The sequence below is a fragment of the Microbacterium sp. LWH3-1.2 genome, from assembly GCF_040675855.1.
Classification (GTDB): domain Bacteria; phylum Actinomycetota; class Actinomycetes; order Actinomycetales; family Microbacteriaceae; genus Microbacterium.
Map to the genome: position 1 here is coordinate 3678501 of NZ_JBEGIK010000001.1, position 13182 is coordinate 3691682.

A 13182-nucleotide genomic window follows, 5' to 3' on the forward strand; every position below is an offset into this window, starting at 1 on the left:
CTGCGGCCGCAGCATCCGTCCTCTCATCCGCCGGTGACGATCACTGCCGGGTCGCGCGGTCGATCGCCATGACGAGGATCACACGGTCCTCCTTGTCGCGCGGCGGCGTGGAGCTCGGGTTGCCGTAGCGGTTCTGCAGCCGCACGTAGAACGCGCCCTCGGGGTCGGGGACGACGTCGACGAGCTTGCCCGCCACCTCCAGGTACTGGAAAGGCGAGTCGGGATCGAGGATCGACAGTGACATCGACGGGTTGTGCTGCAGGTTGCGGTACTTCTGCCGGTAGTTCGTGTGCGTGAACCGGACGTGCTCGCCGTCGAACTCGAACCACATCGGGTTGACCTGGACGGTGTCGTTCGGGCGGATGGTCCCGAGGTGCGCGTACACCGGGAGCTCGAGCAGATGGCGGCGGTCAGCGGGGACGATGTCGTCGACGTGAGGCATGGCACCAGTCTGCCGTGGCGTCGGCGGGCGCGGGCCGATCCCCGGAATCCGCGTCACGAACTACCCTCGGATCATGGTGACGCAGCCCGCACCCGGGTGGTACGACGACGGCTCGGGCAAACAGCGCTGGTGGGACGGCACGCACTGGACCGACCAGTACATCGATCTGCGCGAGCGCGACACCGAGTTGCGGACGGATGCCGGCCCCGCCGCATCCGGGCCGGCACAGGCGGGATGGTACGACGACCAGCGCGGTCGCACCCGCTGGTGGGACGGCCGGCGCTGGACCAGCCACGTGCGGTACAGCGGCGAGGAGCAGGGCTTCGCGGGCGTCGTGATCGACGGGCGGTGGATCCACTTCGGCGACCTGAGCCAGCCGGTGAGCGAGGTGGCGGCATCAGCGGACTCGGGCGACGCGCTGCTGCGGCGCCCGGAGTTCACGAGGGCCGCCGTGGAGCGGCGGATGTTCGGACCCGCCGGTTCCATCACCCCGCGCAGCATCAACCGGGCGATCGACCGGGCCGCACCGCACCTCGTCATCGCGGGGTCGCAGGTGTGGGTGGCGCCGTTCTTGCCCGCGCACGACGCGGAGGCCCGCCGCTTCATCGCGTGGGTCAACAGCAGCGCGGACCACTACCGCTACCGCTGACACCCATCCCGTCAGTCCGGCAACGCGAGCGGGAGCTCGCGCTCCTCGTCCCACGGCTCGCTCCAGCCGAGGCGGTCGAACAGCGCATCCAGCACCATGCCGGTGAACCCCCACACCAGGTGCTCGCCGGTCGCATGCCGCACGAGGAATCCGGGGCCGCGCCACTCCTGTGCGCCGCGACGGATCACGGTGATCCCGCGGTTCGCCGGGTTCAGCAGGTCGGCCACAGGCGCTCGGAACACATCGGCCGACTCCGCCTCGTCGACGACGCGGACGGGTGACGGATGCCGCCACCACGCGAGCACGGGAGTCACCACGTGCTGCGAGAACGCGAGCGGGATGCGGACGAGTTCGCCCAGCACCTCGACGCCGGCGGGATCGAGGCCGGTCTCTTCGCGGGCCTCGCGCAGTGCCGCCGCCACGGGACCGTCATCGCCTGGATCGATCCGGCCGCCGGGGAACGCGACCTGACCCGGATGCGCACGCAGCGTCGTCGCACGGGCGAGGAGCAGCACGTCGAGATCGCGTGACACCGCCGTGGACTGCGCGTCGTGGTCGCTGGGGAGCGTGTCGAGCACCCCGAAGAGCATGAGCACCGCGGCCGGACGCGGATCGGCGGGCGACGGCAGATCCAGCAGCGGGCCCGTCCCCGTCGCGGAGGTCTCGGCCATCGCGGCGAGTTGAGCGCGCGCACCGAGCACCTCCCCGCGACGCACATCGCCCGTCGGCGGAGTCGTGGGGTGCGGCATCCGTTCAGGCTACGCCGCATCGGCGACATGCGGCCGCGGCGGCGCAGAACGTGGTCGACCGCCGCTCGCCCCGTGACGCGACCTCCATCCCGGGCAAACCCTGAACGGGTCAGCCGCGGAAGTAGGTCTCCGCGACGCGGGCGAGGTCCCACAGGTCGCTCACGCCGGCGAGCTCGCGCGCCGAGTGCATGGAGAGGATCGGGATGCCGACGTCCACGGTCCGGATGCCGAGACGGGTCGCCGTGATCGGGCCGATCGTCGAGCCGCACGGCACCGCGTTGTTCGAGACGAACTCCTGGCTCGTGACGCCGGCCACGGCGCACCAGCCGTTCCAGGCCGACGCGCCTGCGGCGTCCGTCGCATACCGCTGGTTGGCGTTGATCTTGAGGATCGGGCCCGAGCCGAGCACGGGCTGCACGACTGGGTCGTGCTTGTCGGCGTAGTTGGGGTGGACGGAATGGCCGACGTCGCTCGAGACGCACCAGGACGCGGCGAGCGCGCGCAGCTGCTGCTCGCGATCGGCGCCGAGCGACAGCCACAGCCGTTCGAGCACGTCGGAGAGGAAAGGCCCGGCCGCACCCGACCGGGTGCCCGAGCCGACCTCCTCGTGGTCGAAGACGGCGAGCATCGCGATGTGGTCGGCCTCGTGGCCCTCGGCCGCGCGCTCGAGCGCGACGACGCCCGCGTGCACCGACGCGAGGTCGTCGAGGCGTCCGGAGGCGAAGAACACATCGTCACGCCCGAAGATCGCGCCCCGCGCCGCGTCGGCGGTCACGATGTCGTAGCCGCGGATGCGGCCCGCGTCCACGCCCGCCTCGCGTGCGAGCTCGCCGAGGATGTCGGCGGACTCCGCCTCGCCGAGACCCCACACCGGCTGCGTCTGCGACTGCTTGTCGAGCGCGAGGTGGTCGTTGACCTCGCGGTCCAGATGGATCGCGAGCTGCGGGAGCCGCAGCAGCGGACCGGTCGCCGCGAGCACGCTCGTTCCGTCGTCGAGCACCAGCCTGCCCGCCAGGCGGAGCTCGCGGTCGAGCCACGAGTTCAGGAGCGGGCCGCCGTAGATCTCGACGCCGGCCTGCAGCCAGCCGAGCTTGCCGGTCGTCGGCTTGGGCTTGAGCTTGAACCCGGGCGAGTCGCTGTGCGCGCCGAAGATCCGCACGCCCGTCGACGCCGTCGCGCCGGGCGGCACGATCCATGCGATCGCCGCGCCGTCGCGCACCACCACATACTTCCCCCCGGCCGGCGCCGGCCATCCGGCCGCCTCGTCGAGACGGACGAATCCCGCGTTCTCGAGGCGGCTCGCAACCTCGGCGGCCGCGTGGAAGCTCGACGGCGACGCCGCCACGAACGCGTCGAGATCGTCGGCGTGCGCGAGGGCTGCGGGGCGGGCGGGAGCGGTGGGCGAGGGCACGGTCGAGCCTCCTCTGGACGTGCGGCGAGTGCTTCGATCGTAGTTCGGAGGACCTTCCCAGGCGTCCTCATCCCACCGGATCCCACCCCGTGATCGGGCCTTTTCGAACTTTCCGCTTACATGTAACGTTCAGGTAACGCACCGGAATCGTCCAGAAACGCCCGGGAGACTCGGGGACTTGTGCCCGCCCGAACGGTCACGACGCGCCGCCCGATGGCGCATTTCGCTGATACGGAACCCGGTCTTATATGCGCTCCCCCACGTCGATTCCGCCCGCCCGCCGCACTCTCCGCCGCGCCGAACGCCGCCTCCGCCGCCGCCCGGTGCTGGTCGCGGCGACGCTCGCCGTCGGCGTGCTGGCCACCGCCGCGTTCAGCACGGCGACCCCCGCATCGCAGGCCGAGGCATCCGGTTCGCTGACGAACTTCGCGCTGGCGTCCTACTCCCCGGTCTCCGTCACCGCCGAGACCGCCGCGGCACCGAGCGCGTTCGAGACGACCGTCGCCGATGCCGACGCCGCGATGACCGCGGCGTCGACCGTGTCGTCCGACATCGCCGCGTCGGGTCTCGACGTCGGCACACCCGACACGACGGTGGACACCACCGACCTCGAGGACGCCATCGCGCAGTTGAAGCGTGCGCAGTCGCTCCCGGCCCAGTACACGACGGACGTCACGGATGCCGTGACCGCTCTCACCGCCTCGGTCAACGAGCAGGCGCACGGCCTGCGCGGCAAGCTCGACGCCGCGATCGCCCTCAAGGCGCAGCGCGAGGCGGAGGAGAAGGCCCGCAAGGAGGCCGAGGCCGCCGCGGCCGCCAAGGCCGCCGAAGAGGCCGCCGCGGCCAAGAAGTCGACGACGCCGCGTTCGTCCGGCGGGGGCGCACCCGTGTTCGCCACCGGCGGCGCCGTGGGGGGCACCAGCCCGGCCGACGCGCAGGCGACCGCACGCTCGATGATCGGAGGCTACGGGTGGGGCGACGACCAGTTCGGCTGCCTCGTGTCGCTGTGGAACAAGGAGTCGGGCTGGAACTACCAGGCCTACAACAAGTCCAGCGGTGCCTACGGCATCCCCCAGGCTCTCCCCGGCAGCAAGATGGGCAGCGCCGGCGCCGACTGGCAGACCAACCCCGCGACGCAGATCGCCTGGGGCCTCGGCTACATCTCGGGCCGCTACGGCAGCCCGTGCGGCGCGTGGAGCCACTCGCAGTCGACCGGCTGGTACTGATCACCGCCGCGAATCTCATAGGCGATCCATAGCGCTCGCCTGACAGCCTCGAAGAGGGCACGTCCAGACTGTGGACGTGCCCTCTTCGTCGTCTGCTGACCCGCGCTGCCAGAGCGCGTGGCTCAGGCGGTGCGGAGGATCTTCTCCATCGACTTGCCACGAGCGAGCTCGTCGACGAGCTTGTCGAGGTAACGGATCCTCTGCATCAGCGGGTCCTCGATCTCCTCGACGCGCATGCCGCAGATGACTCCCGTGATGAGCGAGGCGTTCGGGTTGAGGTCGGCGTCCGCGAAGAAGTCCTCGAAGGTCGTGTGCTCGTCGATGTGCTGCTTCAGCCGGGCATCGTCGAATCCCGTGAGCCATTCGATGACCTGGTCGAGCTCCTCGGCCGTGCGCCCCTTCTTCTCGACCTTCGTCACGTACAGCGGGTAGACCGAGGCGAAGCTGATCGAGAAGATCCGGTGCATGCCGACAGGCTAGAACCGGACGGATGCCTCGGCCCACGGCATCCGTGCGCCCGGCGCAGAAGATGGTCCCGGTGGGTTGCCCTCCCACCGGGACCATCGCGCGTTCGCGGGAGACGGGACGGCGACCCGAACGCCGAAGCTCGACCGCTACGCGCTGAACTGCATGTTGCTCCGCCAGATTAAGCAGGGACACCCGGATCCGTCTCCCTGTTGACACGCGCCGCGCGGAACTGATATCGGCCGATCGCGTCGGGCCGCGTCGGCTTCGGCTCGGGTCCGACGGGGTCATTCCCCGCGCACCGCAACCACGACTTTGCCGAGCGCGCGGCCCTCGCCGTGCCACGCAAGCGCTTCGGGGACCTGGTCGAGCGGGAACACGCGGTCGATGTGCACCCTCACCTCCCCGGCCGCACACCGCTCCGCGACCGGCACGAACGCCGAGGGGCCCTGGCGCACGAACAGCACGCCCAAGTGCCTGCCGGTGACGGCTCCGAGCAGCGCGCCGGCAGTCAGCATCCGTATCAGCGCCCGTCCCGTGCCACCGACCATCACGCACCGGCCGCCCTTCGCGAGCGCACGCGCATAGGCGAACACGGAACGGCGCGCGACGAGATCTACGATGAGGTCGTACGGGCCGCCACGGGCGAAGTCCCCGCGTCGGTAGTCGATGACCGCCTCCGCGCCGAGCGTGCGGAGGAAGTCGAGCTTGCCGGCGTTGTCGACCGCCGTCACGTGCACGCCCTTCTGTGTCGCGAGCTGCATCGCGAGACTCCCCGAGCCTCCGCCGGCGCCGTTGAGCAGCATCCGTGAGCCCGGCTCCGCCAGCGCGACGGCGTGCGTCGCGATCGCGGCTGCCTGGGGAAGAGCGGATGCCTCGGCGAACGACAGCTGCGCCGGCTTCCGGGCGAGCGCCGACTCGGGCACGGCGACGAATTCGGCGAACCCGCCGTAGCGAGGCATGATGTCGCCGAACACCTCGTCGCCGATCGCGAACCGCGTCACGCCTTCGCCGACGGCCGCGATGCGGCCGGCGATGTCGGATCCGAGGATCCGGCGCCGCGGCCGGAACAGCCCGCCCAGGCGCGCGTAGGCGGGACTTCCGTGCAGCCCTTCCCAGTCCGAGAGGTTCACCGACGTCGCCACGACCTCGACGAGCGCCTCGCCGGCCCCGGGCACCGGCCGCGGGACGTCGCGCACCTGGAGCTGCTCGGGCGAGCCGTACCGCTCGTACACGACCGCGCGCATGCCTACATCGTCCCGGGGTCGTGACGACGAGCGCAACGTCCTCTCGGCGTGGCGGAGTGAGGTTCCGATCAACCGCCCGCGCCTGGAGGCAGCAGCGGCTGCAAGGCCCGGCCGAGCACGACGGCCAGGTCGGCGCTGATCTCCGCGGTGAGGTGATGCGAGTCCCGGTACACGAGCGTGTTGCCGAGGATGGGCGGACACGCCTCGACGCCGCACAAGTACTCGTTGAGGTCGACGAGGGGGACGCCGCGCTCGGCGGTGGCCGTCGCCTCGCCCTCGCGGGCCGGCCCGGCCAGCGCGACCGTCCGGTGCTGGGCACACGCCCCGGTGTCGGAGAGGTGCGCCGACAGGCACGGTGCCGGGTCCTCCCGCATATCGGGGGTGTCGGCCATCATCGCGACGGGCGCGTCGATCGCGTCGAGCGTACGACCGAACGCCGCCGCCCATGTCTTCGCGTCGTCCTCGACGCCCGGCGCGAGCTCCGGGTCGGTGAAGGTCGCCAGGAGCACCAGGGCAGGAGGCGAAGCGTTGATGCGGTCGATCACGGCATCGCGCCATTCGGGGCACTGCGGGAAGGGCGCACCCCGGCGCAGCGATTCGATGTCGGCCGCCGGGCAGGAGCTCTTCGTGTGGACCTCGACCGAGTACCCGGCCGACGTGGCGAAGCCCTCGAGCGCGGGGAACCACTGCGCGGCGTGCGAATCGCCCAGGAGCACGATGCGGGGCGCCGCGGGATCCCCGTAGACGCAGCCCTCTGCATCCGTGGCCCTGCTGCCCCGCATACAGCCGTCCTGGTAGAGCTCGGGAAGGCTGTCGCGGGCGTCCCGCAGCGCAGGCGCGAGGTTGTCGGGCACGAACTCGGTGCCGCGCGGGGCATCGACGATGACGGTGCTCGAGGCCGCGCGCTCCGCGTGCAGCGAACGCGTGTCGACCACCGCGTACGCCGCGCTCGCGAGGCCCAGGCACGCGAGCGAGCCGGCGAGCGCGCCGACCAGCGTGACATGCGCACGCCGCTTGGTGAGCAGCGGCGCGCGGCGCACCGGATCCTCGACGAACCGGTACAGCAGCCACGCCACCGGCACGCACGCGACCGCGATGCCGAGTGTCGTCCACAGCGGCAGCTCCCCCGGAAGCGCGGTGCCGGGCAGCACGATCGCCGGCCAGTGGATGAGATACAACGAGTACGAGATCGTCCCGATGAACACCATGCCGCGGGTCGACAGCATCCGTGTCGGTCCGCGCCACGTCTCACCCGCCGCGATCACCGCCGCCGTGCCGAGCACGGGCAGCGCCGCCGCCGCACCCGGGAAGAGCGTCTCGGACGAGAAGAAGAGGACGGATGCGGCCACGGCAGCGATCCCCGCCCACCCGAGGGGCGCCGCCCATCGCTCCCCTGCGATCGCGGGCCGCCGCTGCAGCAGCACGGCGACGAGCCCGCCCGCGCCGAGCTCCCACGCGCGCGAGGGCAGCGAGAAGAACGCCCACGGCTGCGCGGCGAACGTAAGCCACACGCAGAGTGCGAACGAGGCAGCGACCACCGCGATGAGCACGGCGACCAGCGCCCGTCGCGAGCGGACCAGAGCCCAGACCAGTGCGAGCAGCGCCGGCCAGAGCAGATAGAACTGCTCCTCGACCCCCAGCGACCAGTAGTGCTGGAACAGCGACGGATTCGACGACTCGGCCAGGTAGTCCGAGTTCGCGGAAGCGAAGAAGTAGTTCGGCACGTACAGCGCGGTGGCGACGGCCGCCGCCCAGAGGTCCTTCATGAGCAGCGGCGGATACCAGATGAGCGCCGCCGCGACCGAGATGATCAGGACGACGAACGATGCCGGCAGGATGCGGCGGGCCCGTCGGGCGTAGAACTCTCCGAACCTCAGCCGGCCATGGCGCTCGAGCTGCCCCAGCAGGTGCGACGTGATGAGAAAGCCCGAGATGACGAAGAACACGTCGACGCCGATGTAGCCACCCGGGAGGAACGGCAGCCCCGCGTGGTAGAGCAGGACCGACGCGACCGCGATCGCACGCAGTCCTTGCACATCGGCGCGAAAACCCGAGTGGTCGGGCTGGGCGCTTGCTCGGTCCACCACTCGACAGACCCTAGGTCGGCGAGGTGAACGGTCGCCACCCCCTTGACGGACCGCGGCGGACGCTGCACGATACGGCTCACGCAGCTCGGAGCTGGCATCCTGACGAAACTGATCCTCGGCGGGATCCCGCAGTGGGCGACGCTCGAGGTGCCCTCGGCGCTCTTCACGACGCTCTTCGAGCTCGTGCCGCGACCCCTCTGCCTTCGTCGACCTGGCGCGTTCGCGCCGAGGAGCGGGCTACGACACCCGACCGTCGCCCGGCCGCGACACTCGCAGCCATCGGTAGCCGTAGGCCGGCACCTCGAGCTCCAGGCCTCCCCGTCCATCGAGCTCGATGCGGTGCGAGCCCAGCAGGTCGACCAGGCAGGTGCCTTCGGGCTCCCCATCCACGATGAATCGCGTCGTCGCGGGCACGTCGGCGAAGTTGTGGATCGCGATCATCCGACCGACATCGGCGCTGAGTGAGTGCGTGAGGATCGCCGGCACCGGCTGCTCGAGCACCTCGAAGGCTCCCCACCCGAGCTCCGGCGAGATCCGGTAGCGCGACATCAGGTCGCGGAAGAAGTGCAGCAGCGAATCGCGGTCCTTGATCTGGGCGGCGGCGTTGACGTGCTCGGGCGCGTAGCCGTCGCCCGGCGGCTGCGCGATCAGCCGCGACGGGGGCGCCGACGAGAAGCCGCCGTTCTTCTCGCCCGTCCATTGCATCGGCGTGCGCACGGCGCTCCGCCCCGGGATCTCGGCGTTCTCGCCCATCCCGATCTCCTCGCCGTAGAACAGCACCGGTGTGCCCGGGAGGGTGAACATCAAGCTGTACGCCATGCGGATACGCCGCGGGTCGCCGAGCATCGGAGGCAGCCGGCGCGTGATGCCACGGCCGTAGACGCGCTGCTTCTCGTCCGGCGCGAAGGCTTCGAACACCTCCTCCCGTTCGTCGTCGGACAACTTGTCGAGCGTCAGCTCGTCGTGGTTGCGCAGGAAGTTCGCCCACTGCACGTCCTCGGGAAGGTCGGGCCGTGACGCCAGCGCCTCGACGAGCGGCGCAGGATCCTTGCGGGCGAGAGCCAGGTAGAACGCCTGCATCCCGATGAAGTCGAACTGCATCGACAGCTCGTTCACCTCCGCACCCCCGAAGTACTGCACCTGCTGGTCGTACGGCAGGTTCACCTCGCCGAGCAGGATCGCCTCGCTCGAGCGGCGCTGCAGGAAGCGCCGGAAGTCCCGCAGGAGCTCGTGCGGATCGGGGATCTGGGTGCCCTTCGGCAGCTCGAGCAAGAAGGGGACCGCGTCGACACGGAAACCGGCCACACCCAGCTGCAGCCAGAAGCCGATCACCCTCGCCAGTTCGTCGCGCACGACGGGGTTCGCGATGTTGAGGTCGGGCTGGTGCTCGTAGAAGCTGTGCTGGTACCACTGCCCCGACGCCTCGTCCTGGGTCCAGACGCCCTTCGCCTCGCCCGGGAACACGGAGTTCTTCTGCCCCTTCGGCGGAGGATCGTCGCGCCACACGTAGTAGTCCCGGTAGGGCGAGTTCACGCTCCGCTTCGCCTTCAGGAACCACGGATGCCGGTCGGACGTGTGGTTCACGACGAGGTCCACGATCACCCGCATGCCGCGGTCGTTGGCGGTGCGGATCACCTCGACGAGCTCGCCGTGGTTGCCGAGCCGCGGATCGACCCCGTAGAAGTCCGTGATGTCGTACCCGTCGTCGCGGTCGGGGGTCGGGTAGAAGGGCATCAGCCACAGGCACGTCACGCCCAGCTGCGCGAGGTAGTCGATGCGCTGGGCGAGGCCCTGCATGTCGCCGGTCCCGTCGCCGTCAGCGTCCATGTACGTCTCGACGTCGAGGCAGTAGACGATGGCGCTCTTCCACCACAGGTCGCTCGTGTCGGTGATCTTCATCGTGCCCTCCTCGGATCGGGAACGGATGCCGGCTGCCGGGCCGCACGGCGGCCACGCATGGTCATTCCGCGATTCTCACGAACGGCGAGGCGCCTCGCGAGGCCCTTGAGATCGGCCGCGTCGTCGGGTACGCGCGGCTAGAGTCGAAGGGCCGCGCGGGTCGCAGCATCCGTCCCCTTCCCATTTCCCACGGGCGCAACGGTGAGCGCACGTTCCGAGGAGCCGCCGTGTCCACCGTCGCCCCATCCGCCGATCGCTACCGCAGCGAGCCGACCGTGCGGCAGGCGCTTCGCCGGCCGCGTCTGCTCACCCGCGAGGTCATCGCCGGACTCGTCGTGGCGCTCGCCCTCATCCCCGAGGCGATCGCCTTCTCGGTCGTCGCGGGCGTCGATCCGCGGGTGGGGCTGTTCTCATCGTTCGTGCTCGCGGTCGTCATCGCGTTCACCGGTGGGCGCCCGGCGATGATCACCGCCGCAGCGGGCGCGGTCGCGCTCGTCATCGCGCCGGTCGCGCGCGAGTACGGCTCCGACTACCTCATCATCACGATCGCGCTGGCCGGCGTGATCCAGGTGCTGCTCGCGGTGCTCGGCGTCGCGAAGCTCATGAGGTTCATCCCGCGCAGTGTGATGGTCGGCTTCGTCAACGCCCTCGCGATCCTCATCTTCCTCTCGCAGATGCCGCAGCTCGTCGACGTCCCCTGGGCGGTGTACGTGCTCGTCGTGGTGGGGCTCGGCATCCTCTTCGTCTGGCCGCGGATCACTCGCGCAGTGCCGGCGCCGCTCATCGCGATCGTGGTGTTGACGGTGGTCGTCGTGGTGTTCGGGCTCGCGGCGGTGCCGAACGTCGCAGATCAGGGGGAGCTGCCCCGAAGCCTTCCGGAGCTCCTCCTCCCGAACGTGCCCCTCACGTGGGAGACGGTCCAGATCGTCGCGCCCTACGCCTTCGCCGCCGCGCTCGTCGGCCTGCTCGAGTCGCTCATGACCGCGAAGCTCGTCGACGACGTCACCGACAGCCACTCGCGCAAGACCCGCGAGGCATGGGGGCTCGGCGTGGCGAACGTCGCGTCCGCCTTCTTCGGCGGCACGGGCGGCTGCGCGATGATCGGGCAGACCATGATCAATGTCAAGACCTCGGGAGGTCGCACCCGCATCTCGACATTCCTCGCCGGCGTATGGGTGCTGGTCCTCGTGGTGGCCCTCGGCGACATCGTCGGCCTCATCCCGATGGCGGCTCTCGTGGCCGTCATGATCGCGGTGTCGGTGATGACCTTCGACTGGCACAGCGTCCGTCCTTCGACACTGACGCGGATGCCGCTCAGCGAGACCCTCGTGATGCTCGTCACCGTCGTGGCCACAGTGTGGACCCACAACCTGGCCGTCGGAGTGGTCCTGGGCGTGCTGGCCGCGATGGTGCTGTTCGCGCGCCGCGTCGCGCACTTCACGACCGTCACCCGCGAGGTCGATGGCGAGACCGCCCGCTACCGCGTCGACGGCGAGCTCTTCTTCGCGTCGAGCAACGACCTGACCACGCAGTTCGACTACTCCGCCGACCCGCCGCACGTCGTGATCGACCTCTCCCGCACGCACGTGTGGGACGCCTCGACGGTCGCCGCCCTCGACGCGATCGTCACGAAGTACGAGGCGCGCGGCACGACGGTCGCCCTCGAGGGCATGACGGATGCTGCGGCCCGCTTCCACGGCCGCCTCAGCGGGAAGCTCGGCTCGGCCTGATCGCGCCCGAGGGGCAGCTCGGCATCCGGCGCAAGCCCCTGCCCCGCACGCGTGTCGGAGAAGAGCAGCAGTCGCGTCGCCGTCCTCTGATTCCGGCCGCCGCGCGAGGGCGAGGTGAGGAACCCAACCAGGCGTGCAACTCGGAGCCCGTTCCCAGGTTCGCGGGACCAAAAGCGCCGAGACATCCGTTCTCCTCTATGACGCCGCAGCCAGCTGCGTCGCAACTGGAGGAATCGTGAGCAACGAGTACCGCAAGACCCCCGAGGCGCTGAGCCGCCTCACCGACACCCAGTACCGCGTCACGCAGGAGGACGGCACCGAGCCGGCCTTCCGCAACGCGTACTGGAACAACCACGAGCCCGGCATCTACGTCGACGTCGTCTCAGGCCAACCGCTCTTCTCATCGACCGACAAGTACGACAGCGGAACCGGATGGCCGAGCTTCACCCAGCCGATCGAGCCCGACGCCGTGTCGACCAAGAAGGACTGGAAGCTGCTCCTGCCGCGCACCGAGGTGCGCTCGTCGGGCGCCGACAGCCATCTGGGTCACGTCTTCCCCGACGGCCCACGCCGGGCCGGCGGCCTGAGATACTGCATGAATTCGGCCGCACTGCGCTTCGTGCCCGCCTCGTCGCTCGAGGACGAGGGCTACGGCGCCTACCGCCACCTCTTCACCACCGAGAACCAGGAGCACTCATCATGACCAGCGGTCCCTTCGACACCGGCGAGATCACCCGCACCCCCGGCACCGAGACGGCAGTCCTCGCCGGCGGCTGTTTCTGGGGCATGGAGGACCTCATCCGCCGCCAGCCCGGGGTGCTCGACACCCGTGTCGGCTACACCGGCGGCGAGAACGCGCACGCGACCTACCGCAAGCACCCCGGTCACGCAGAGGCGGTGGAGATCGTCTTCGACCCCACGAAGACCTCGTACCGCGACATCCTGGCGTTCTTCTTCCAGATCCACGATCCGTCGACCCTGAACCGTCAGGGCAACGACATCGGCTCCAGTTACCGCTCGGCGATCTTCCCGCTCTCGCCTGAGCAGGCCGAGGTCGCGCGCGACACCATCGCCGACGTCGACGCTTCGGGTCTCTGGCCAGGCGAGGCAGTCACCACGATCGAGCCCGCGGGCCCGTTCTGGGAGGCCGAGCCCGAGCACCAGGACTACCTGATCCGCATCCCGAACGGCTATACGTGCCACTTCCCGCGGGCCGGCTGGGTGCTCCCCAAGCGGGCCGACGCGACGGCGTAGGAGCAGGCGAGAACGGATGCCGC

At 70.3% G+C, this 13182-nt stretch carries 12 protein-coding genes; 5 read left to right on the top strand and 7 right to left on the bottom strand.

All coding sequences use genetic code 11. From position 1 onward, the window contains the following. Positions 1 to 40 precede the first annotated feature (40 nt). Positions 41 to 442, bottom strand: coding sequence for a PPOX class F420-dependent oxidoreductase (locus tag MRBLWH3_RS17195; protein WP_363434552.1), 402 nt, complete (start codon positions 440 to 442; stop codon positions 41 to 43). 73 nt (positions 443 to 515) lie between these two features. On the opposite strand from MRBLWH3_RS17195, the gene MRBLWH3_RS17200 reads away from it, so the two are divergent. Beyond that, positions 516 to 1091 carry a DUF2510 domain-containing protein gene (locus tag MRBLWH3_RS17200; RefSeq protein ID WP_363434555.1) on the top strand — a complete coding sequence of 192 codons (576 nt, stop codon included), beginning with the start codon at positions 516 to 518 and terminating at the stop codon, positions 1089 to 1091. 11 nt (positions 1092 to 1102) lie between these two features. On the opposite strand, the gene MRBLWH3_RS17205 is transcribed toward MRBLWH3_RS17200, so the two are convergent. Together MRBLWH3_RS17205 and MRBLWH3_RS17210 are read right to left on the bottom strand one after the other, a co-directional pair. Continuing rightward, positions 1103 to 1840, bottom strand: coding sequence for an NUDIX hydrolase (locus tag MRBLWH3_RS17205; RefSeq protein WP_363434558.1), 738 nt, complete (start codon positions 1838 to 1840; stop codon positions 1103 to 1105). Positions 1841 to 1949: 109 nt separating this feature from the next. Further along, positions 1950 to 3251 (bottom strand): M18 family aminopeptidase, encoded by a 1302-nt coding sequence (locus tag MRBLWH3_RS17210; protein ID WP_363434564.1) that lies wholly within the window; start codon positions 3249 to 3251, stop codon positions 1950 to 1952. Positions 3252 to 3499: 248 nt separating this feature from the next. Between MRBLWH3_RS17210 and MRBLWH3_RS17215 the strand changes: the two genes are divergently transcribed. Next, positions 3500 to 4477 carry a lytic transglycosylase domain-containing protein gene (locus MRBLWH3_RS17215; protein ID WP_363434567.1) on the top strand — a complete coding sequence of 326 codons (978 nt, stop codon included), beginning with the start codon at positions 3500 to 3502 and terminating at the stop codon, positions 4475 to 4477. Positions 4478 to 4599: 122 nt separating this feature from the next. On the opposite strand, the gene MRBLWH3_RS17220 is transcribed toward MRBLWH3_RS17215, so the two are convergent. The 4 genes from MRBLWH3_RS17220 to MRBLWH3_RS17235 all read right to left on the bottom strand — a co-directional run bounded on the left by MRBLWH3_RS17220 (position 4600) and on the right by MRBLWH3_RS17235 (position 10175). Then, positions 4600 to 4944, bottom strand: a complete 345-nt coding sequence (locus MRBLWH3_RS17220; RefSeq protein ID WP_363434570.1) for a DUF2200 domain-containing protein — start codon at positions 4942 to 4944, stop codon at positions 4600 to 4602. Between the two features lie 285 nt (positions 4945 to 5229). Beyond that, positions 5230 to 6189 (bottom strand): NAD(P)-dependent alcohol dehydrogenase, encoded by a 960-nt coding sequence (locus MRBLWH3_RS17225; protein ID WP_363434573.1) that lies wholly within the window; start codon positions 6187 to 6189, stop codon positions 5230 to 5232. Positions 6190 to 6257: 68 nt separating this feature from the next. Then, positions 6258 to 8276: an acyltransferase family protein gene (locus MRBLWH3_RS17230; RefSeq protein WP_363434576.1), complete on the bottom strand. Its 2019-nt coding sequence runs from the start codon at positions 8274 to 8276 to the stop codon at positions 6258 to 6260. A gap of 237 nt (positions 8277 to 8513) precedes the next feature. After that, the gene (locus MRBLWH3_RS17235) at positions 8514 to 10175 is read right to left on the bottom strand and encodes an alpha-amylase family protein (RefSeq protein WP_363434579.1); all 1662 of its coding nucleotides are present in this window, start codon (positions 10173 to 10175) and stop codon (positions 8514 to 8516) included. A gap of 227 nt (positions 10176 to 10402) precedes the next feature. Between MRBLWH3_RS17235 and MRBLWH3_RS17240 the strand changes: the two genes are divergently transcribed. From MRBLWH3_RS17240 to msrA, 3 genes are all read left to right on the top strand, one after another. Continuing rightward, the gene (locus tag MRBLWH3_RS17240) at positions 10403 to 11905 is read left to right on the top strand and encodes a SulP family inorganic anion transporter (RefSeq protein WP_363434582.1); all 1503 of its coding nucleotides are present in this window, start codon (positions 10403 to 10405) and stop codon (positions 11903 to 11905) included. Positions 11906 to 12140: 235 nt separating this feature from the next. Next, positions 12141 to 12608 (top strand): peptide-methionine (R)-S-oxide reductase MsrB, encoded by a 468-nt coding sequence (gene msrB / locus MRBLWH3_RS17245; RefSeq protein ID WP_363434585.1) that lies wholly within the window; start codon positions 12141 to 12143, stop codon positions 12606 to 12608. Continuing rightward, positions 12605 to 13159, top strand: a complete 555-nt coding sequence (msrA, locus tag MRBLWH3_RS17250; protein WP_363434588.1) for a peptide-methionine (S)-S-oxide reductase MsrA — start codon at positions 12605 to 12607, stop codon at positions 13157 to 13159. Before msrB ends, msrA begins: the two co-directional genes overlap by 4 nt. Positions 13160 to 13182 lie beyond the last annotated feature (23 nt).